The sequence below is a fragment of the Compostibacter hankyongensis genome, assembly GCF_039541075.1.
GTDB lineage: Bacteria > Bacteroidota > Bacteroidia > Chitinophagales > Chitinophagaceae > Compostibacter > Compostibacter hankyongensis.
In genome coordinates this window covers 648574-669744 of sequence record NZ_BAABFN010000001.1, presented here as the reverse complement: position 1 = coordinate 669744, position 21171 = coordinate 648574, and the positions used below count along the sequence as shown (strand labels likewise).

Sequence of the window (21171 nt, the reverse complement as noted above, 5' to 3'; positions counted from 1 at the left end):
TTATTCCGCGCCGCTGTTATCAGGCTCCTTCATCTTCGCCGGGAAACGCGGTTTGGGGGTTGCTGCCGAGCAATGCCCGGGACTCCGCCTCGGGCAGCTCCTGCACGGTCTTCAGCTTCCTTTCGATAGCGCGGGATCTTACGCCGGCCTGCTCGATGACGTTGCTGGCCTCCTGCAGCTTCTTCTGCGTTTTTTCAAGGATGCCGCCAAAGTTTCCGAATTCCGTCTTTACCGCGCCCAGCAGCTGCCATACTTCTCCGGAACGCTTTTCTATGGCCAGCGTCCGGAAGCCCATCTGGAGGCTGTTCAGCAGGGCCGACAAGGTAGTGGGCCCCGTAATGACCACACGGTATTCCCGCTGTATCGTCTCAAACAAAGCCGGCGTACGGAGCACCTCCGCATACAGGCTTTCAAAAGGCAGAAAAAGAATGGCAAAGTCCGTGGTGTTGGGCGGATCAAGATATTTACCGGCAATATCCGCGGCACATTTCTTTATTCCCTTTACAAAATTCTTCCGCCCCTCCTCGATCAGCGCAGGATTACCCTGGTCGTAAGCTTCCTGCAAAAGCTCAAAATCTTCCCGTGGAAATTTGGAGTCTACCGGCAGCCATACCCCCTTTTCGCCGTCCTTCCTGCCGGGCAGCTTCACCGCAAACTCCACCAGGGCGTTTGAGTTTTCTTTGGTCTTTACGTTGCGCGCATACTGCTCGCGGGTAAGCAGCTGATCCAGCAGCGTCTCCAGCTGATATTCGCCAAGGATACCCCGTGTCTTTACATTGGATAATACCCTTTTCAGGTCCCCCACGCCGGTGGCCAGCTGCTGCATGTCTCCCAGCCCCTTATGCACCGCCTCCAGGCGTTCGCTCACCAGCTTAAAGGATTCGCTGAGCCGGCTTTCGAGGGTCTTTTGCAGCTTCTCATCCACGGTTGCCCGCATTTCATCCAGCTTTTTTTCATTGCCGGCCTGCAGCTCGGCCATCTTCCGCTCCAGGGTTTCGCGCATCCGGCCCACACGATCTTCAAATGAAGTAAGCAGGGCCGACAGCTCCTGTCGCGATGCGCGCATGGCTTCGCCGGTTTCAGCCCGGTTGGTCACCAGCTCTCCCTTTACGGCAGATTCCATCCGGAACAGCTCCGCAGAGAGGTTCTCCACCTTGTATTTTATCCCGGTCAGGTGATCGCCCTTGCCGGCTGCCGCCCGGTAAGCAAAGAAAGCCGTCACCCCCAGCAACGCCAGTATGACCAAAAGCAATATAATCAGTAATGGTTCCATAGAAACTTCCTGCAATTTTAATCAAAAACGCCCAAACCGCCATAAACAGGGAACCGCCACAGGAAGAGGGCAAGACGCGTGCCCGGAAACCGGCTGCCGGAAGCTTTTTGGAACAGTTTTGGCGCTTTCTTCAGCGTTAATCCTTCTATCCCTATAAATCACTTACTATGGCCAGACAGGACAAGCATCCGGAAAAACCGGAAAAGCAGCAGAAAGAAAAGAAAAAGGAAGAGGAAGATTTCCCGGGATATCCCCCTTATCCTCCCGAGGAGGATATCCTCACGCCCCGGCATGCCGGCCGGAAGGTAAAGGTAGACGACTCGGAGGAAGCGCCTTCCGAAAAAGTTCCCGAGCTGAGTCAAAGCAAGGAGGACAATACGGAAGAAATGCCCGATGTTCCGGGCGCCGACCTGGATGATGCGGATGAGTCGATCGGCGAGGAAGACGAAGAAAACAACTATTACAGCCTCGGGGGAGACCGGCATGAGGACCTGGAAGACGACCGTAACGACTAAGTGACATGCCAGCAACGGCCGGTCGCTGAAAGACCGCCGCACAGCGGAAAAAAGACGGCACAACGGCGGGGCCGGGCCTCCCCGTTGTGCCGTTGTGTAATTATGCCGCGCTGTGAACGCCTTCCTGTATTTCTTCCAGCATCTTTTTGTTGAATGCCTCCAGATCCCGGGGCGAACGGCTCGTCACCAGCCCCTGGTCGGTCACCACCTCCTTGTCTATCCATTGTACGCCGGCATTGATCAGATCGGTCTTGATGGAATAAAAGGAGGTCATGGTGCGGCCCTGCAGCAAACCGGTTTCGATCAGCAGCTGGGGACCATGACAGATGGCGGCCACCGGCTTTCCGGTTTCGAGAAAGGCTTTTGCAAAAGCCACACAATGTTCGTTCAGCCGCATCTTATCCGGATTGATCACGCCCCCGGGTACCACGAGCGCATCGTAGTCGTCCGGCCGGGCCTGATCCACCTGTACATCTACCGGTAGCTCGATGGTCCAGTTGCCGCCTTTCCAGCCACGGACTTTCTCCGGCTGCGGAGAAACGATATGCACCGTAGCGCCTGCCGCCTCAAGGGCCTGCTTGGGGCTGGTGAGCTCCTGTTCTTCAAATCCGTTTTCGGTAAGGATCGCCACTTTCTTTTCTGACATGTTGTTCATAACCATGGGTTTTTCGGGGTGATAGATACTGCCTCTCACTCCAAATACCAAACCAGGCCATTAAGGCAGGGCGTAATGCGCGACGTCAGGCGGACAGGTGCTTTCAGGATGTGGAAAAGGCCGGACGGTTGTAGAGAAAATTGCCCTCAGCGGCTGGTGTCGCGGGTGGAAAAATTATAGCCAAAGGTCACAAAAAAGAGATTTGCTTTCAGGTCTTTGTAAGGATAAAACTGGGACCCGTGGACGGTCTGGGAGAAGTCGCGGTTGAAAAAAGGCTGGGGATAATACTGGAATTTGAGGCTGAAGTCCCGGATCTCGAAGCCGGCAAACAGGGAGGGCATCAGCAGCGGGGTCCGCGGACTGAACCATTCATTGAACTTGCCCGTCTTGTGTCCGTCGATAAAGGTTTTCTCCTTATAGTTCAGGGCCAGCTCATATTGTCCGCCCAGGAAAAAGAAGGTTTGCTGATCCAGGTCGCCCAGCTTCAGTCCAAGGGGAACGCCGAGGGTGTAGACTCTTCTTTTCAACCGGATGGAATCCTGCCTTGTGATCAGGCCGATGTTTTTCAGATTGAGACCGGAAAAAACCCCCACATGGCTGTTAAAGTCGTAATGAGTGGCCACTCCGATATTGAAAAAAAGCGAAAAGCGCATGTCCGAAGGCACCTTTCCCGCATTGTTCTTTACCTGTGAAAAAGAAGCGATGGGACCGTCGGCGCCGCCGGTCCAGTAAACCCGCTGCTGCGGCTTCAGCTTAAAGGCATGCGTATAGTTCTGCAGATAACCGGGTAAGGTACCCTGGGCCCGAACCGATAACGAGGTAAGGGTAAGGGTCAGACCCAGACCGCAGAGCAGGGCGACTGTCTTCATCCGGAAAAGTTTAGTATTCATAGCCCATACTACGAATTAACGGCATAAAAAGTTACCGATACGTTAAATTTTCCCCGCCCGGCATCCCGCCTATAAAAGAGGAAGCGTATGGTATTTTATTTTTATTAGCTTTATAGCCGGAATTTTTATCAGGCATTAAAATCATCATCATGTTCATGACTCACAGAAAAAAATGGTTAGCCGGATTAGCCATTGTCGGCATTATGTCCTTCGCCTCTCTTTCTTTCCGGGATGCCGCGCCTCCCAAACCGCACAAGCCCCAGAACCTGAAAGTGCTTCCCAAAGATATCGATCACATGGCGCTCATCAAGATCATGCACGATTTCTGTGACGCCCTTGATTTTAAATGCGGCGATTGTCATGCCAAATCTACCACCAAGCCGGGCGATCTTGACTTTGCATCCGATGCCAACCCCCATAAAGACGTGGCCCGCAATATGATGCGCATGGTTAAGAAGATCAATGGCAAGCACTTCAAGGTAAAAGGCAGCTTTGCCGAGAACTTCGTCAATAACAAGTATGAAGTGACCTGCTACAGCTGCCACCACGGTAGTGAACATCCGGCCAAGGAAGCTCCTGCCGTGAAAAAATAGCTATTCCGTACGCGATATATCCGCCGCCGCTGGATTTACCCATTGAGATGGCCGACCATTTCCGCCGGATTCACCCACTCGTCGAACTGCTCGGGAGTCAGGTAGCCCAGGGATACCGCCATCTCTTTGAGGGTTTTCCCTTCTTTGTGCGCCTTTTGCGCGATCTCTGCCGCCTTGTAATAACCGATCCGGGTGTTCAGCGCTGTTACCAGCATCAGGGAATTATTCAGGTTGTGACGGATATTGGCTTCGATGGGTTCAATACCCGTCGCGCATTTGTCGTTGAAGGATACGCAGGCTTCCCCGATCAGCCGGGCGGAATGTAAAAAATTGTAGATCATCACCGGCTTGAACACGTTCAGCTCAAAATGTCCCGTTGCGCCACCGATGTTGATGGCCACATCGTTGCCCATTACCTGAGCCGCCACCATGGTCAGCGCTTCGCACTGGGTGGGGTTGACCTTTCCGGGCATGATGGAGGAGCCGGGCTCGTTGTCGGGGATATGGATCTCTCCGATGCCGCAGCGGGGACCGGAAGAGAGCATCCGGATATCATTAGCAATCTTCATCAGGCTGACCGCCACCGTTTTCAACGCCCCGTGGCTTTCTACAATAGCGTCATGCGCCGCCAGCGACTCAAATTTATTTTCTGCAGTGACAAAAGGCAACCCGGTCAGCTCGGCGATCCTTGCAGCGACTGCCGCGGCATAGCCGGGCGGGGTGTTGATACCCGTCCCTACGGCGGTACCCCCCAGCGCCAGCTCGCTCAGATGCGCCAGCGTATGCTTTATGGCCTTCAGGCCGTGATCCAGCTGGGACACATAGCCGCTGATCTCCTGCCCCAGGGTCAGCGGGGTGGCATCCATAAAATGGGTGCGGCCGATCTTCACTACCTGCATATAGGCTTTTGACTTCTCGGCAAGCGTATCCCGCAGCTTTTTGATGCCCGGTAACGTCACTTCAACGAGTATTTTATAGGCCGCAATGTGCATGGCCGTCGGAAAGGTGTCGTTGGAAGACTGTGATTTGTTGACATCGTCATTGGGGTGCAGCAGCTTTTGCTTGTCGCTGAGCTTTCCGCCGTTCAGGACATGCGCGCGGTAGGCGACCACTTCGTTGACGTTCATGTTGCTCTGGGTTCCCGAGCCCGTCTGCCATACCACCAGCGGGAACTGATCGTCCAGCTTGCCTTCGAGGATCTCATCGCATACCCGCGCGATGAGATTTGCTTTTTCTTCAGGCAATACGCCTGCAGCCATATTCGTGAGCGCAGCCCCTTTTTTGAGATAGGCGAAGGCCCGGATGATCTCCAGCGGCATCTTATTGGTGTCCCGGGCAATCTTAAAATTCTCCACCGAGCGTTCGGTCTGCGCGCCCCAGTATACATCTGCCGGTACTTTTACCTCTCCCAGCGTGTCTTTTTCAATGCGGTATTCCATGTATGTTTGATGTTTGAAGTTTCTGATTTCCGGTTTGAGGTTTCTGAGTCTAAGATTCTAAAGTTTAACGTCCAAAGTTGATTTGCCTGGAATGAAACCTCAGACTTTAGACCTTGAACTTAAACTTTAAAAAGTGCTTTTGATAATAAATTCATCATCAAAGGCGAAGCCTTCACTAAGACCACTAAAAAATCATAATGCATGAAGTAAATTACCAAATCATTAACGCCTTTCGCCTTTTACCTTTCACCTCCATCGAACTTCGGCTTTCTTTTTTCCAGGAAAGCGCGGGTACCCTCCTGCATCTCCGGGGTGCCGAAGCAGGCCCCGAACGCCGCGATCTCCCTGTCGAATCCACCGGCATCGCCCAATGAGGCCGCATTGACCAGCCCGATGATACGGCCGAGGGCCGGGGGCGCATTATCCCGTATCTTCTCCAGCAGGCGAAGACTTGCGTCCAGCAGCTGCCCGGGCGGGTAAATATGGTTCACCAGGCCCCATCTTTCCGCGGTAGCGGCGTCGATCATTCCGCCGCTCATCATCATCTCCATGGCCCTCCCCTTGCCCGCCAGTCGGGTAAGCCGCTGGGTACCGCCATAGCCGGGTATCAGCCCCAGGCCGGCTTCCGGCTGCCCGAACCGGGCGGTTTCCGCAGCGGTCCGGAAATGGCAGGCCATAGCCAGCTCGCAACCGCCGCCCAGGGCATATCCGTTTACCGCCGCCACGACGGGCTTGGGACAGTTTTCAATTTTATCAAAAACATCCTGCTGCACGCTCCGGGCCAGCGCGGTAGCCGCCTCCACGTCCAGGGAAGCCAGCTCCGCGATATCCGCTCCTGCAGCAAAAGCCTTCTCCCCCGCCCCGGTGATCAGTACCGCCCGGATGTCCGGACGGCGGTATACCTCCTCCATCACCCGGCCGAGCCCGGCGATCAGCTGCCGGTTCAGCGCATTCAGTTTTTCAGGACGGTTGAGGGTGATGGTATAAATGCCTTCCCTCAGACCGGTCAGCAGGAGTTCCTGGGGCATGACGGTGGTTTTGAAATGCGGTTGCAAGTTAGCGCATATTGACGGGACTTTCGCCCTGCGGGGTAAGTCGGCTGAAAATCCGCGGCGGAAAGGTAACGGTCGTAAGGACGGCCATGAAGGGGCAGCCGGCGGAAGGCGGGCGCAAAAGCCTCCCGCAGGATATCATATTCTGCGGCTTTCGGCAACACAAAGACTTATAAAGCTCGGGAGACCCGGCCCATCGCCGGGGCGGAGCGTTCCGCCGCGGGGCCTAATACGACAACATCCGGCCGGATCCCACGCCGGCAGCGGGGCGAATGTTCCGCCCTCAGGCGCTCAGCGAAGGCAGGGCTTCAGCTTCAGGCTGGGACGCCGGTAAGACTTTTTTATCTCCCAGGGGCAGCACCGTCCTGCCATAGGTTTCGTTGAGGATAAGCGCCATGCTGCCGTAGCAGGCGGAGAGACCGCAGACAATACCTTCATATCCGGCAAAGGCTTTGAGCGAAGCGTTTTCCGTAAATTCACTTCCGGCGAGCAGGAAAAACAGGATGGTAAGGGTAAAGAAAACCACCTGCAGCATGCGGTTCAGCTTCAGGGTACCGAAAAACATAAACAGGGTAAACACTCCCCATAGCAGGAGGTACCAGCCCAGCGAGGCGGCATCCGCCTTAAAAGCGCCGCCCCAGGAGGTAGCGGGGAGGGTGAAAATGCAGACCAGAGACAGCCAGAACATGCCGTAGGCGGTAAATGCCGTCGCCCCAAAGCTGTTCCCTTTCTTCCATTCCTGGACGCCGGCCAGCACCTGTGCCAGACCGCCTACAAAGATACCCATGGCCAGGATCATGGCATTGACGCCAAAATATCCGGCATTGGCGAGATTGAGCAAAACGGTGGTCATCCCGAATCCCAGCAGCCCCAGCGGGGCGGGATTGGCGGTGGTATCCTTGAGGACAGTTACAGACGGAGTCGGCATCATAGCAGATTTTTAACCTAAATATTAAAAACTTTACGCAATAATGCAACCCTGCCTTCGAAAAAAGTTAAATAAACAGAAAAAGCTTCCCCCTGTACCCCCGGCGACAGCCGGATTTTCCACAGACAGCCCGAAGGCCTGCCGCGTCCGGCAAAGGTTCAGTAACGGCTGATCTGGGATTTCAGCATCTTGCGGGCAAAATGGATCCGGCTTTTGATGGTACCCAGGGGCTCATGCAGCATGTCGGCGATCTCATGGTACTTATACCCGTCCAGGTACATCTGGAAAGGATGCCTGAATATCTCCGGCAGGTTATGGATGGCCTGGTAGAGATCCTTCACGCGCAACGCAGACTCGGTATGGTTTACCGTCCCGGCCTGCTGGTAATCCAGGAGAAAGTCGTTCGCAGAATTGTCAAAGATGGTCTTTTGCTTTACCTTCCTCCGGTAATTGTTGATGAAGATATTGCGCATGATCGTATAGAGCCATGCTTTTATGTTGGTACCTACATTGTATTTATCCTGATTGGAAATGGCGCGGAACATCGTTTCCTGATAGAGGTCCTTGGCCGCCTCGCTGTCCTTGGTGAGTGTGATCGCGAAGGGCCTCAGAAAATCCGCATTGCGGACCAGCAGATTGTTAAATTCAAGGGTAGACATATTGTTTAACTTTTTCTATAGTAAAGTTAAACACCAATTTTGGAACGAACAAATTATTTTGCTTAAGGTTTTGTTAAATGTACATAATAGTCAATCCTTTCTGCGGGGACGGCATTAGGGCTTATCATTTCAGGGGCAAAGGCTTTCGGCAAAGGCGTTTATCTCGGCGGCCGATCGGCTGATCTGGATATTGGGGAAGCGCCCGGCTTTGACATGGTGACGGCTGACCAGCGGGCCGCACAGCATGATCTTTTTTCCTTTAAAGCGGGCATTCAGCTGGCGCAGGAACTCTTCGAAACGCCCGGCGGGCAACGTGGAGGTCAGGTGCAGACAAAGATAATCCGCCGGTCTTTTTACCAGGAACGCGTTTACATCGCCCAGGGGGATATTGGCGCCCAGGTAAAGCACATTATGGCCCTGTCTTTTCAGGAGATAGCAGAGGTACAGCAGGCCCAGCTCGTGAAACTCCCCTTCGGGAAGAAAAAGCAGGGCGGTGGCGGTCTCAGGGCCGGCACAGCAGGAGCCGGCTTTCTCGATGCCGGCAATCAGCTTTTGGCGGACGATATTGGTGACCAGCCTGTCCTGGGCGGCATTGATATGATCGGTGCTCCACAATACGTCCATCCGCTGCAGGAAGGGAAAGATCACTTCGGTAAGACAGTCCTGCAGCCCGTTTTTCCGGATATCGGCTTCCAGGGTTTTTTCGAACTGCTCCGCCTGCAGATCCAGCATCAATTGCATCAGCCGGGTAATGCGGCATTCGCAACGGGCGTCCGAACGAAAGAGGGAAAGGATGCTGGCATGAAGGTCGGCCTCATCCATACGGTGGATATCGGATATGCGGTACCCGTTTCTGTTCAGCAGGGCGATGTTCAGCAGGCGCTTCAGCTCGGCGCAGTCATAGCTGCGGATGTTGGTATGGCTGCGCTGCGGCTTTAACAACCCGTAGCGCTGCTCCCACATCCTGATGGTATGCGCCTTGATCCCCGAAAGGCATTCCAGCTCCCTGATGGTATAAGTGTCGTTCATTTCCGCACGCAAACTTATTATTTTTACAACTGATTTGTCCGGTTGGTTCAAAAAGACGGGTTTGCCCGTTCCCGCTTCCCGCCTGCCGGCTTCCGCAATTGTTTTATCTTAGCGGCTTTAAGCAGTAATTATGCAAAAAACAGCGTTAATCACCGGCATCACCGGGCAGGACGGGGCCTATCTGGCCGAACTGCTCCTTGGCAAAGGTTACCTGGTGCACGGCATCAAGCGCAGAAGCTCGCTGATCAATACGGACCGCATCGATCATCTGTACCAGGACCCGCATGTTCAGCATCCGCATTTTGTGCTGCATTACGGTGACCTGACGGATTCCACCAATCTGATCCGCATTGTGCAGGAAACGCAGCCCGACGAGATTTATAACCTGGCCGCCCAAAGCCATGTAAAGGTGAGCTTCGAGACCCCGGAATACACCGCCAATGCCGACGGCCTGGGCACCCTGCGGCTGCTGGAAGCCATCCGGCTGCTGGGGCTGTCTGAAAAAACGCGGTTCTACCAGGCGGCTACCTCCGAGCTGTACGGGCTGGTGCAGGAAACCCCTCAAAAGGAAAGCACACCCTTTTACCCCCGCTCCCCCTATGCCGTAGCCAAGCTCTACGCCTACTGGATCACGGTCAATTACCGGGAGGCTTACGACCTGTTTGCCGTCAACGGCATCCTGTTCAACCACGAAAGTCCGGTGCGGGGCGAGACCTTTGTCACCCGCAAGATCACGCGGGCGGTCGCACAGATCGCCCTGGGCACAGACCAAAAGCTCTATCTCGGCAACCTGGACGCCCGGCGCGACTGGGGGCATGCCAGGGATTATGTGGAAGCGATGTGGCTGATGTTGCAGCAGGACCGGGCCGAAGATTTTGTGATCGCCACGGGAGAAACCCATTCGGTACGTGATTTTGTAAAGATGGCTTTTGCCGAAGCGGGTATCGCCCTCGAATTCCGCGGAAAGGGCCTGGAGGAAAAAGGGTATGTTACCGGCTGCTCCCATCCCGGATACCAGCTGCCGGAGGGCCAGGAAGTGGTTTGCGTGGACCCGCGTTACTTCCGTCCTACCGAAGTGGATCTCCTCATCGGCGATGCCTCAAAGGCAAAGCAAAAGCTGGGCTGGACGCCGAAGTATGACCTGAAGGCGCTCGTCCGGGAAATGGTACAGGCCGATCTGGCCGGCGGAGGGCGGTCGACCCCTTCCGCGGAAGGATGAAAATAAAGGTGAAAGGAAAAAGGTGAAAGGTGAAAGGCATTTTAAGTAAGGTTCAAGGCCTAAGGTTTTATGCCAGACAGATCAACTTTAGACCTTAGACTCCGGAACCAAAAACCTCAAACTTTAGACCTTGAACCTCAAATGCGAAGCATTGGCAACGGAGTCGATTCATTTTTAAATAGTGCTGCCGAACCGCGTTTCACGGGACTGCTAAAAACTTTACGAACGACGTAAACTGAGAAATCAGAAATTGGAAACCATCGACTGATGAACAAAAACGATAAGATCTATATCGCAGGCCACCGCGGCATGGTGGGCAGCGCTATCCTCCGGAGATTGCAGGAAGAAGGGTTTACTGATTTTGTGCTGCGGAGCTCGGCCGAGCTGGACCTGCGCAACCAGGCGGCCGTAGCAGACTTTTTCGCCGCCGAAAAACCGGACTATGTTTTCCTGGCCGCTGCCAGGGTGGGCGGCATCATGGCCAACAATACCTACCGGGCAGAATTCCTGTACGACAACCTGCAGATCCAGAACAACGTGATCCACCATGCCTGGAAAAACGGGGTAAAAAAGCTGCTCTTCCTGGGCTCTTCCTGCATCTATCCGAAGCTGGCCCCACAGCCTTTACGGGAAGACTATCTGTTGACCGGCCTCCTGGAACCGACCAATGAACCTTATGCCATCGCCAAAATCGCCGGCATCAAAATGTGCGATGCCTACCGCAGCCAGTACGGGTGCAATTTTATTTCGGTGATGCCCACCAACCTCTACGGTCCCAACGACAATTACGACCTGCAAAATTCGCATGTGCTGCCGGCGCTGATCCGGAAATTCCGGGAGGCCGTTGCGGAGAACCAGCCTTCCGTTACCGTCTGGGGAACGGGAACGCCTAAACGCGAATTTCTGCATGCGGATGATATGGCGGACGCCTGTGTTTACCTGATGCAGCATTACGACGAACCGGGCCTGGTCAATATCGGTACCGGGGAAGATATCAGCATTGCCGGGCTCGCGGAGCTGATTGCCGCTGTGGCCGGCTATAAAGGGAAGATCGAATTCGATCACAGCAAGCCCGACGGCACCCCCCGCAAGCTGCTGGATGTCGGCAAGCTGCATCAGCTGGGCTGGAAACACCGCATCGGGCTGCAGGAAGGGATCAGGGCGGTGTATCAGGAGGCGAAGGATGAAGGGTGAAAGGCATTTTGATTTGACAATGTGCCGATTTGATGATGAACAATCAGCACATCATCAAATTTTCAAATCATCAAATCAACTTCAAACCAGAAACTATTGACTAAATGCCCTTCGCCTCTAACCTTTTACCTTTAACCCTATAAAATATGCATTACGTTTCTGCGGAAGGGCTGAATAAATCATACGGCGTACAATCGCTGTTCTCCGGAATATCTTTTCATATTGAAGAAGGCGATAAGATAGCGCTGATCGCGCGCAATGGCGCGGGTAAATCCACCCTGCTGAAGATACTGGCGGGGCGGGATACCCCCGATGAAGGCACGGTATGGGTCCACAAGGATGTGACCGTAGCCTTCCTCGATCAGGAAACCCGCCTGCAGGATCAGAAGTCGGTGATCGGGAACATCTTTGATCACGATCATCCGGTGCTGAATGCCATCCGCGAATACGAAGCGCTGCTGGATGGTCCTGCGCCGGGCGAACAGCAGATGGCGGCCGCCATTGCCCGCATGGACGAGCTCGGCGCCTGGCAGTTTGAAGCCCGCGTAAAACAGATATTGGGAAAGCTGCAGATCCGACAGCTGCAGCAACCCGCCGGCACCCTTTCCGGCGGACAGCGAAAACGCGTGGCCCTGGCCCGCACCCTGATCGACGCCGGCTTCGAGCACCGCCATACGCTGCTGATCCTGGACGAGCCCACCAACCACCTCGATGTGGAAATGATCGAATGGCTGGAACAGTATCTGAAGCAGGAAAAAGTGACCCTCTTCCTGGTGACGCACGACCGGTACTTCCTGGATCATGTGTGCAACGAGATCTGGGAGCTGGACGATGAGCGGCTATATACTTACCGGGGGGACTACGAACATTTCCTCGAAAAGAAGTCGGCCCGGGAAGAAGCTGAGAAAGCCTCCACCGACAAGGCCCGCAACCTCCTCCGAAAAGAGCTGGACTGGATGCTGCGCCAGCCCAAAGCCCGCAGTACCAAGGCCAGGGCGCGTATCGACGCCTTTCACGACCTGAAGGAAAAAGCCACCGTAAAAACCACGGAAGGCAACGTTTCCCTGCAGGTGAAGATGAGCAGGCTCGGCGGTAAAATCCTCGAGCTGAAAAAAGTCTATAAATCCTATGGCGACAAAATCATCCTGAAAGGATTTGACTATACCTTTAAGAAGGGAGAGCGGATCGGCATTATCGGGAAGAACGGCGCCGGCAAATCTACTTTTCTGGACATCCTGATGGGAAACGAGCCGGCCGACTCGGGGAAGGTGAATACAGGCGACACCGTTATATTCGGATATTATAACCAGCAGGGGCTGGAAGTAAAAGAAGACAAGCGGGTGATCGAGTTTGTAAAGGCCATTGCCGAGCACTTCCCCCTGGCGGACGGCACCAAGGTGAGCGCCGCCCGCTTCCTGGAGCTCTTCCTGTTCCCTCCCGAAAAGCAATATACCTATATCTCAAAACTCAGCGGCGGCGAAAAACGGCGTCTGCACCTGCTCAGCATCCTGTTCCGAAATCCCAACTTCCTCATCCTCGACGAACCTACCAATGATCTCGATATCCAGACGCTGAACGTGCTGGAAGATTTCCTCCAGGATTTTCCCGGCTGTGTGGTCATCGTATCGCACGACCGGTATTTTATGGACCGGCTCATCGACCATCTTTTTGCGTTCGAGGGCGAGGGCAGCATACGGGATTTCCCCGGCAACTATTCGCAGTACCGGGAAGCCGAAAGTCATAAGCAGAAAGCCGCAGCAGCAGCCCCCTCCGGCGGAGCGCCGGCCGCTGACCGGACCGCGGCAGCGTCCGGGCCGCAAAAGAAAAAGCTGGCCTATCACGAAAAGCGGGAGCTGGAACAGCTGGAGCAGGAGATGCCCCAGCTGGAGCAGGAGAAGAAATCGCTGGAAGAAAAGATCGGCGAAGGCAGCCTGTCGTTCGAGGCGCTGCATGAGGCTGCCAGCAGGATCGGGACCATCACGGCGCTGCTCGATGAAAAAGAGCTGCGCTGGCTGGAGCTGGACGAGCGGCGGTAACTCTTTCCCGGAAATTTCTCCAACTATTGTTATCTTGTTGGGTATATAGCCCCGTATTATGAACCTGAACCGGCCCGGACGGTTTCTTTCGCTCGACGTGTTCCGCGGCATGACCATTGCCATGATGATCCTGGTAAACAACCCGGGCAGCTGGCGTTATGTCTTTGCACCGCTGGATCATGCCAAATGGTTCGGCTGCACGCCCACCGATCTCGTATTCCCCTTTTTTCTTTTTGCCGTGGGTAACGCCATGAGCTTCTCGATGAAGAAGTACGAAGCGCTGGGGCAGGCGGCCGTTTTGTGGAAGATATTCAGACGGACGGCGCTCATCTTCCTTATCTCCTATGCCATTCACTTTTACCCTTTCTTCCGCTATGATGCCGTTACGCATAGCTGGTCGCACAAGTTCCACCTGGACCATATCCGCATCATGGGCGTGCTGCAACGGATCGCATTGGCCTATTGCGCTGCCGCCCTGCTCATTCATTACCTGGGGCTGCGCCGGGCACTGCTGATCGGCATCCTGATCCTGCCGGCTTACTGGGGACTGCTGATGTGGCTGGGCGATCCGGGTGCGCAGCTGACGCTCGAAGGCAACGCCGTGCTGAAGCTCGACCGCTTCCTCTTTGGCCCGGATCACCTGTATCATGGAGAAGGCGTCCCCTTTGACCCCGAAGGAGTACTGAGTACCCTCCCCGCCGTATCGTCGGTCATCTTCGGATACCGGGCGGGCGTCTTTATACAGCAGAAAGGGAAGAGCTACGAATGTGTCGCCGGTCTTTTCCTGGCCGGGACGCTGATGCTGGCGCTGGCGCTCTGCTGGAATCCCCTCTTTCCCATTGCCAAAAAACTGTGGACAAGCAGCTTTGTGCTTTATACCACCGGTCTGGCCCTCTATGTCATTGCCGTGCTGATCTGGCTGCTGGAGATCAGGGCCTGGAATCCGGGCAACTGGTCCCGCTTCTTTACGGTATTCGGAAAAAATCCGCTCTTTATCTATATCTTAGCAGACGTGGTGGTGCTCTCCTATTTTGCCATCCCCATGACACCCGGCCGGAATATGTACGGGTGGCTTTATACCGTAGTGTTTCAACCCTTGTTCGGGAACTGGATGGGCTCGCTCGCCTTTGCCGTTTTCCACGTACTGCTCTTCTGGCTGGTAGGCTTGTGGCTTGACCGGAAAAAGATCTATATCCGGGTCTAACCCGCTTCATGCCCGTATCGTTGTCAACAACCTGTTATGCATACATCTCCATCCACCCGTTTTCAGTCGCTCGATGTGTTCCGCGGCATGACCATCTGTCTGATGATCATTGTAAACACGCCGGGCAGCGGCGCATCGGCCTACGCCCCGCTTCACCATGCCCATTGGTTCGGCTTTACACCGACCGATCTGGTGTTCCCTTCATTTCTTTTTGCCGTCGGGAATGCGCTTAGCTTTTCCATAAAAAAATACCAGGCCATGGGAAATGCAGCGGTGCTGAAAAAGATATTCAAACGCACGGTCATCATCTTCCTGCTGGGCTATCTCATGTACTGGTTTCCCTTTTTTCACATCACCTCCGAGGGACACTGGGCGCTCAACCCCATCAGTCAGACCCGCATCATGGGGGTATTGCAACGCATTGCGCTGGCCTACTGTTTCGGCGCGCTGATCGTGCTGTACTGCTCCCGGCGAACGGCCGTCATCCTTTCCGTGATCTTTCTTTTCGGCTACTGGGCCCTGCTGATGATCTTCGGCGAGCCCGGAGCCCAGCTCAGCATGACCGGCAATGCCGTACTGCGGCTGGACCGTTTTCTGTTTGGCAACGATCATCTCTATCACGGCGAAGGCATTCCCTTTGACCCCGAAGGGGTGCTGAGCACCATACCTTCCATCGTAAATGTGATCGCCGGATATCTGGCGGGCATATTCATCCAACAAAAGGGAAAAAACTTCGAATGCGTCTTCAAGCTCATGATGGCCGGCACGCTGCTCGTTTTTGCGGCGCTCTTCTGGAACCAGTTTTTCCCCATCGGCAAAAAAATATGGACCAGCCCCTTTGTATTGTATACGGTAGGGATCGATCTGCTGGTGCTGCCGCTGCTCATTTATTTTATTGAGATCCGGTCGTGGAAGCGGGGCGTTTACTTTTTCACCGTCGTCGGCAAAAACCCGCTCTCCGTTTATCTGCTTTCGGAGCTGCTGGTCGTGGTGCTGTATATGATCCCGGTGGGCGGGGATCCGTTGTTTCGCTGGATAAACGGGCACATCTACCAGGTAATCGTCCCCGGGGCTTTTGGCTCCCTGCTGTTCGCTGTTTCCTACATGCTGATCTGCTGGCTCGTAGGATACTGGATGGACCGGAAAAAGGTATATATCCGCATCTGAGAGGTCCGGAAGCACTCATAACGGTTATCCCTGTTATGTTAGCGTCCTGTTATTTTTCCGGGACGTTACGGTCTATTTTTGGCCCGCGTAGGGGTAAGCTGCCGGATTGTTGTCATATTTTAGTATTTTGAGCACCTACCTTAAAACTAAACTTGACACATGCTGCTACTCTCGCTGTTTGACGGCAAAAAAATCCCTTTGGATAATCTTGAGCACATCGAGCGAAATGCTCCGGATATTATAGTATGGGCGGCACCTGCCATGTTTTTTTTCGCCGCACTGGAATTTATCATTTCCTGGAAGCAGGATCACAAATATTACGAGAAGAAAGAAACCTTCGGATCCATTATGGTAGGCCTGGGCAACGTCGTGGTAAGCGCCCTGCTGAAAGCCACCCTGTTATACGGCGCCGTCTGCGTATACAATCTTATTCCCTGGCGGATGACGCTCAACTGGTGGACTTTCCTGCCCTGCTACATCATCTTTGATTTTTGCAGCTACTGGGCCCACCGCATCTCTCATGCCCAGCGTTTCTGGTGGGCTACGCATATCGCCCACCACTCGGGCGAGCATTATAACCTGACGGTTTCTTTCCGGCTCAGCTGGGTGCAGGACCTCAAGATCATTTTCTTCTTACCCGTGGCATTTTTGGGTTTCCATCCCATCATCATCTTTGTGGTGAACCAGATCGCAATCCTGTTCCAGTTCTGGGTCCATACCGAATACATCCGGAAAATGCCCCGTTTTATCGAGTATATCTTTGCCACACCTTCCAACCACCGTGTGCATCACGGCTCCCAGGAGAAGTATATCGACAAAAATTTCGGCGCTACCTTCATCTTCTGGGATCGCCTGTTCGGTACTTATCAGCCTGAAGAGGAACAGGTGATCTACGGCATCACCTCGCCGTTGCCCAAGGAAAAAAAGGCCAATCCCCTATATCTGAATTTCCATGAATACCTGGACATCTGGAAAGATGTAAAAAAGGCAAAGGGATTCCGTAAAAAATGTCATTTTATTTTTGGAAGTCCCGCCGGCATCGCCATGCGGAAAAAAGAAGCCGCAGCGGCCCGCTGAGGAGCATGCTTTACCGCTTTGCTCAGTGCAGGCTTGTTTTCTGCGCAATCAGGTTCCCCAGCTGACAGGCCGTACGGGCCAGGTTTTCCCGGGTATGCCGTATGGCCTGGTCCAGCGGTTCCGGGGCGTGACCAATGGGAAAGAAAGCATCAAAGTGCCGCTGCCATACCCCCGGCGGAGCCAGGGGAACCGCTCCCGCCAGGGCAATGACCGGCAACCCTGCCGCATGACAGCGATCCGCCACCCCCAGCGGGGCCTTCCCGCTGAGTGTTTGCGTATCGAGGCTGCCTTCCCCGGTAATGACCAGATCGGCCTGTCGCAGAGCGGCGGCAAAGGCGGTATGTTCAAGAAAATAGTCGATGCCATTCACCAGCCTTGCTCCCAGCAGACCATTCAGCCCTGCCGCCGTACCGCCGGCCGCACCGCCAAAGGGCATAGCCGAGACATCTCTGCCGGAGCAGGAGCGGATGACACGGCTGTAGCGCTTCAGCGCTTTTTCGAGCAGCACGATATCTCCGGACTCCGCTCCCTTCTGAGGACCGAATACTTTCACACAGTTGCCCCGCCCCAGCAAGGGAGTAGTGACGTCGCACAGCACGACAAGCTCCACCTTCTCCAGCCGCCTGTCCAGCTTTTCGAGGTCGATTTGGGCCAGCTGCAGCAATCCCTCCGGTAATTGCCGGATCATTTTACCGGCGCGGTCCCTGAACTTTCCGCCCAGCGCGCGAATGATACCGGCGCCACCGTCGATGGTGGCGCTGCCGCCCACCCCGATCAGGATGCGGCGGGCGCCCCGGTCCAGCGCAGCTTTGATCAGCCGGCCGGTACCCCGGGTATCGGATTGCAGCGGCCGGAGCCGGGCCGCACCCAGCCGGGAAAGACCCGACGCCGCCGAGAGGGCGACCACCGCCGTCTTTTCTCCGGGCATCCAGCCGAAGGAAGCGGTAACGGGATGCCCCTGGGCGTTGACGCTGCGGACGGTCTGCAGCTCACCCCCCTTATGAAAAAGCAGGGCTTCCATCGTGCCGTCTCCCCCGTCAGCCACGGGGAAAACGGTTATCTTCCCCGTAAGACGGCTTTGCATCAGTCCCTTGCGGATGGCCAGAGCGGCCTCTGCTGCGCTGAGGCTGTGCTTGAACGCATTGGTGGCAATGAGGATATGCATGGATATAAACTAAATTCGGAGCGCACTTCCCCCGAGAGGGATCCGGCGGCAGCGATCATGAATACAAACGCTTCGGTCAGGGTGCGGAAACCGTATAAGCTGCCACGGTGTTGCCCGTAAAAGTAGGAATGACCAGCAGCTGCTGCTCCGGCAGAAAAAAGAGATCGGCGGTATTTTTATGTTCTGCCTGCAGGTCCAGTATCTGGTTCGCCGTGCCGTCTGCTTTTACATAATACACCAGGCCCTTCCACTGGGAAACGATCAGATCGCTGTCGTTGACCCGCGTAATGCCGTCTCCGTTTTTTACCGCGTCGGAAAACAGGCTTGTCTTTTTGGTGGAAAAGTCATACCGGCTGATGCCGGCGGCGGTGAGCATCCACAGGCTGCCCTTCTCGGCCAGCAACCCGTTGGCGCCCTTTACTTCGTCGCCCCCGAGAAACACTTCAGCCTTCCCGTCCCGGTACCGGTATATCTTACCCTGGCGGGTATCGGACACATATACATTTCCTTCATCATCCACAGCGATATCGTTGAGAAAGGTGGCGCCCGGCAGCGTCAGCTTCTTTTTGATCTTGCCGCTTTTTTTGTCCAGGATCACCAGCTGGGACAGATCGGCGGCATACACCTCGTCCTTATACATACCCAGACCCTTGGGCGCATCCAGCCCGTCGGCCCAGTGCAGCTGCTTTACGGTGCCGTCCGGACTTACTTTCGAAATAAAACCGTTCCCGTCCCTGGCGCTGCCGTCGCCGTTGATATCGGACACGTAGAAGATGCCTTCACCCGCGTCCCAGAGCACCGATTCGGGCGCGCGGACCACCGTATCGGTCTCCCATTTTTTTTCCGGGGACGATGCAGGGGCTGCGGCAGTGACAGCGGCAGAATCGCTTTCTGACCCGGCGGACCCGGAAGAAGGGGCGGAATTGCAGGCGGTAAGACAGGCGCCCCACAGCAGGGTGGCAGACAGACAAAGGGTGGCAGGATGGCTCATGACGGTATGATTTGCTTTCCCTAAAATTACAAAAAAAGTGCATTCAGAAAAGGCTCAGCTGGGGACGGGGACGGCGAAACTGGGTGGTATCCAGCCGGATCTTTTCCTGGTTCAGCCCCAGCCGCCGGGTATGGATGCGAAACTGCTGGGCAATCATCCCGGCTACCAGCCCCTCCCCTTTCATCCGTTTCCCCCAGCGGCTGTCGTTGACCTGCCCGTTATGACAGCTCTCGATAAGATGCCATACCTTGTCGGCACGGTCCGGAAAGTTCTTGAACAGCCAGTCCCGGAAGATCTCACCCACCGCGCCGTTGCAGCGTACGATGGTATAGCCCGCCATGCGTGCGCCATTGTCCCGCGCAGCTTGTAGTATCTTCGGCATTTCCTGGTCGTTGATGCCGGGGATCATCGGCGCGCTCATCACCCCGGTAGGAACGCCTGCCTCGCTGAGCTCCTTCAGGACCCGCAGCCGCTGCTTATAGGTAGCGGTGCGCGGCTCCATCACCTGGCGGAGCTTTTCATCCATCGCCGTAATGGATACAAATACGAAGGCGAGGTTATGCCGCGCCAGCTCCGCCAGGATATCCCGGTCCCGCAGCACCAAAGCGTTTTTGGTGATCATCCCCACCGGCTGCCGGTACTCGAGCGCCACCTGCAGCAGCTGCCGGGTGATCTTCAGCTTCCGCTCCACGGGCTGGTAGCAGTCGGTATTCCCGGACAGGGAAATGGGTACCGGTTTCCAGTTCTTGTTCTCCAGGAAGCGGCGAAGCAGGGCGGGCGCGTTTTTTTTGACGACGATCTTGTGCTCAAAATCCATCCCCGCGCTGAAGCCCCAGTATTCATGCGCGTTGCGGGCATAACAGTAAATGCAGCCATGCTCGCAGCCCTGGTAGGGATTCAGGGAATACCACATGCCGATATCGGGACTGTCCACCTTGTTCACAATGCTGCGGGCATGCCCTTCTATGTATTCGGTACGCTCGTCCGGCTGCCACCATTCGTCAATGCCTTCGGCATGCTCCTGCACATATTCACCCTTGAGGTACTTGTTGGCCGGGTTGACCTGGGCGCCCCGGCCATGATAATAATGATCTTCTTCCGTCGGCTTCATGATTACTAATTTTTTTAGTAAAAATACTAAAATTATTAGCATTTGCCATGGTGTCTTAATCTTTATTTTGCCGTACCTTGCCGCAAACTCGAAGGCCATGATCACCCTGCGAAATGAAAAGCTGCAGGTCCGCATCCACCCCAAAGGCGCCGAACTGCAAAGTCTGTTCGGCACCGGCACCCAGACGGAATACCTCTGGAAAGGCGACCCTGCATACTGGGGAAAGCATTCGCCGGTACTTTTCCCGGTAATCGGGGCGCTCCGGAACGACCGCTACCGGTATAACGGCAGGGAATACACGCTTCCCCGGCACGGATTTGCGCGCGATCTCCTTTTTACCCCTGAGGAAACGGCGGGCCACATGGCCAACTTTGTCCTGCACAGCTCTGCCGAAACGCGGCAGGTCTATCCGTTTGATTTTATTCTCCGGATCCGATACCACCTGGCCGGCATGAAGCTGCAGGTCACCTACGAGGTCTGCAACCCGGATGCCGACGCCCCGTTGTATTTTTCGGTGGGCGGGCACCCCGCCTTTGCCCTGCCGCTGGAAGAAGGTCTCCGGTACGAGGACTATCACCTGGAGTTCGAGCATCCCGAAACCGCCGGAAGATGGCGGCTACGGAAGGACGGCCTCATTACGGGAGAAGTTCATCCCCTGCTGGAAGACGCGGCAAGGCTGCCGCTGCAAAAATCCCTTTTCTACGAGGATGCCATCGTGCTGAAAGGGCTGCGGTCCCGCAGGGTAAGCCTGCTGTCTGCAAAAGAAAAAAGGGGCGTGCAGCTGGATTTCGGAGGATTCCCCTATCTCGGGATATGGGCCGCCCGGGATGCGCCTTTCATCTGCCTGGAGCCCTGGTGCGGTCTTGCCGATACGGCGGGACATAACGGGGAGCTTACGGAAAAAGAAGGCATCATCCGGCTCAGTCCCCGCGCAAAATGGGAAAAAAGCTGGAGCGTCACCTGTTTTTAAAATG

Annotated in this window: 20 protein-coding genes; 9 read left to right on the top strand and 11 right to left on the bottom strand. The window is 55.2% G+C overall.

The features are described from left to right. Positions 1-19: 19 nt before the first annotated feature. Positions 20-1273, bottom strand: a complete 1254-nt coding sequence (locus ABD851_RS02775; protein ID WP_344974987.1) for a DNA recombination protein RmuC — start codon at positions 1271-1273, stop codon at positions 20-22. A gap of 167 nt (positions 1274-1440) precedes the next feature. Between ABD851_RS02775 and ABD851_RS02770 the strand changes: the two genes are divergently transcribed. Then, positions 1441-1788 (top strand): hypothetical protein, encoded by a 348-nt coding sequence (locus ABD851_RS02770; protein ID WP_344974984.1) that lies wholly within the window; start codon positions 1441-1443, stop codon positions 1786-1788. Positions 1789-1888: 100 nt separating this feature from the next. Here ABD851_RS02770 and ABD851_RS02765 read toward each other — a convergent pair whose 3' ends face one another. Further along, positions 1889-2443, bottom strand: a complete 555-nt coding sequence (locus ABD851_RS02765) for a type 1 glutamine amidotransferase domain-containing protein (RefSeq protein ID WP_344974981.1) — start codon at positions 2441-2443, stop codon at positions 1889-1891. Between the two features lie 146 nt (positions 2444-2589). Further along, entirely contained in the window at positions 2590-3312 is a 723-nt protein-coding gene (locus ABD851_RS02760) for a hypothetical protein (RefSeq protein ID WP_344974978.1), read from the bottom strand. A 176-nt stretch (positions 3313-3488) separates the two neighbouring features. On the opposite strand from ABD851_RS02760, the gene ABD851_RS02755 reads away from it, so the two are divergent. Further along, positions 3489-3926 carry a c-type cytochrome gene (locus ABD851_RS02755; RefSeq protein ID WP_344974975.1) on the top strand — a complete coding sequence of 146 codons (438 nt, stop codon included), beginning with the start codon at positions 3489-3491 and terminating at the stop codon, positions 3924-3926. A gap of 35 nt (positions 3927-3961) precedes the next feature. On the opposite strand, the gene fumC is transcribed toward ABD851_RS02755, so the two are convergent. The 5 genes from fumC to ABD851_RS02730 all read right to left on the bottom strand — a co-directional run bounded on the left by fumC (position 3962) and on the right by ABD851_RS02730 (position 9033). Continuing rightward, complete coding sequence (gene fumC / locus ABD851_RS02750) at positions 3962-5365, bottom strand: class II fumarate hydratase (protein ID WP_344974972.1); 1404 nt, start codon at positions 5363-5365, stop codon at positions 3962-3964. A 239-nt stretch (positions 5366-5604) separates the two neighbouring features. Further along, positions 5605-6393 (bottom strand): enoyl-CoA hydratase/isomerase family protein, encoded by a 789-nt coding sequence (locus ABD851_RS02745; protein ID WP_344974969.1) that lies wholly within the window; start codon positions 6391-6393, stop codon positions 5605-5607. 307 nt (positions 6394-6700) lie between these two features. Beyond that, on the bottom strand, positions 6701-7348 hold the full coding sequence (locus ABD851_RS02740; protein ID WP_344974966.1) for an acetate uptake transporter: 648 nt from the start codon (positions 7346-7348) through the stop codon (positions 6701-6703). A gap of 155 nt (positions 7349-7503) precedes the next feature. Next, the gene (locus tag ABD851_RS02735) at positions 7504-8004 is read right to left on the bottom strand and encodes an RNA polymerase sigma factor (protein WP_344974963.1); all 501 of its coding nucleotides are present in this window, start codon (positions 8002-8004) and stop codon (positions 7504-7506) included. A 129-nt stretch (positions 8005-8133) separates the two neighbouring features. Continuing rightward, positions 8134-9033, bottom strand: a complete 900-nt coding sequence (locus ABD851_RS02730) for a MerR family transcriptional regulator (RefSeq protein WP_344974960.1) — start codon at positions 9031-9033, stop codon at positions 8134-8136. 130 nt (positions 9034-9163) lie between these two features. Here ABD851_RS02730 and gmd point away from each other — a divergent pair, with 130 nt between their 5' ends. The 6 genes from gmd (at position 9164) to ABD851_RS02700 (ending at position 16930) form a co-directional block, all read left to right on the top strand. Next, entirely contained in the window at positions 9164-10252 is a 1089-nt protein-coding gene (gene gmd / locus ABD851_RS02725; protein WP_344974958.1) for a GDP-mannose 4,6-dehydratase, read from the top strand. Between the two features lie 267 nt (positions 10253-10519). Continuing rightward, the gene (fcl, locus tag ABD851_RS02720; RefSeq protein ID WP_344974956.1) at positions 10520-11446 is read left to right on the top strand and encodes a GDP-L-fucose synthase; all 927 of its coding nucleotides are present in this window, start codon (positions 10520-10522) and stop codon (positions 11444-11446) included. 146 nt (positions 11447-11592) lie between these two features. Next, positions 11593-13482, top strand: a complete 1890-nt coding sequence (locus tag ABD851_RS02715) for an ABC-F family ATP-binding cassette domain-containing protein (protein WP_344974953.1) — start codon at positions 11593-11595, stop codon at positions 13480-13482. Positions 13483-13540: 58 nt separating this feature from the next. After that, complete coding sequence (locus ABD851_RS02710; RefSeq protein WP_344974950.1) at positions 13541-14686, top strand: acyltransferase family protein; 1146 nt, start codon at positions 13541-13543, stop codon at positions 14684-14686. 36 nt (positions 14687-14722) lie between these two features. Further along, entirely contained in the window at positions 14723-15853 is a 1131-nt protein-coding gene (locus ABD851_RS02705; protein ID WP_344974947.1) for an acyltransferase family protein, read from the top strand. A gap of 159 nt (positions 15854-16012) precedes the next feature. Further along, a complete protein-coding gene (locus ABD851_RS02700; RefSeq protein WP_344974944.1) occupies positions 16013-16930 on the top strand; it encodes a sterol desaturase family protein in 918 nt (305 codons plus the stop codon). 22 nt (positions 16931-16952) lie between these two features. On the opposite strand, the gene ABD851_RS02695 is transcribed toward ABD851_RS02700, so the two are convergent. The 3 genes from ABD851_RS02695 to ABD851_RS02685 form a co-directional block, all read right to left on the bottom strand. After that, complete coding sequence (locus ABD851_RS02695; RefSeq protein ID WP_344974942.1) at positions 16953-18095, bottom strand: glycerate kinase family protein; 1143 nt, start codon at positions 18093-18095, stop codon at positions 16953-16955. A 76-nt stretch (positions 18096-18171) separates the two neighbouring features. Further along, complete coding sequence (locus ABD851_RS02690) at positions 18172-19086, bottom strand: SMP-30/gluconolactonase/LRE family protein (RefSeq protein ID WP_344974939.1); 915 nt, start codon at positions 19084-19086, stop codon at positions 18172-18174. Between the two features lie 43 nt (positions 19087-19129). Then, a complete protein-coding gene (locus ABD851_RS02685; protein WP_344974936.1) occupies positions 19130-20197 on the bottom strand; it encodes a PA0069 family radical SAM protein in 1068 nt (355 codons plus the stop codon). A 97-nt stretch (positions 20198-20294) separates the two neighbouring features. Here ABD851_RS02685 and ABD851_RS02680 point away from each other — a divergent pair, with 97 nt between their 5' ends. Then, positions 20295-21167, top strand: a complete 873-nt coding sequence (locus ABD851_RS02680; RefSeq protein ID WP_344974933.1) for an aldose 1-epimerase family protein — start codon at positions 20295-20297, stop codon at positions 21165-21167. Positions 21168-21171: the final 4 nt, after the last annotated feature.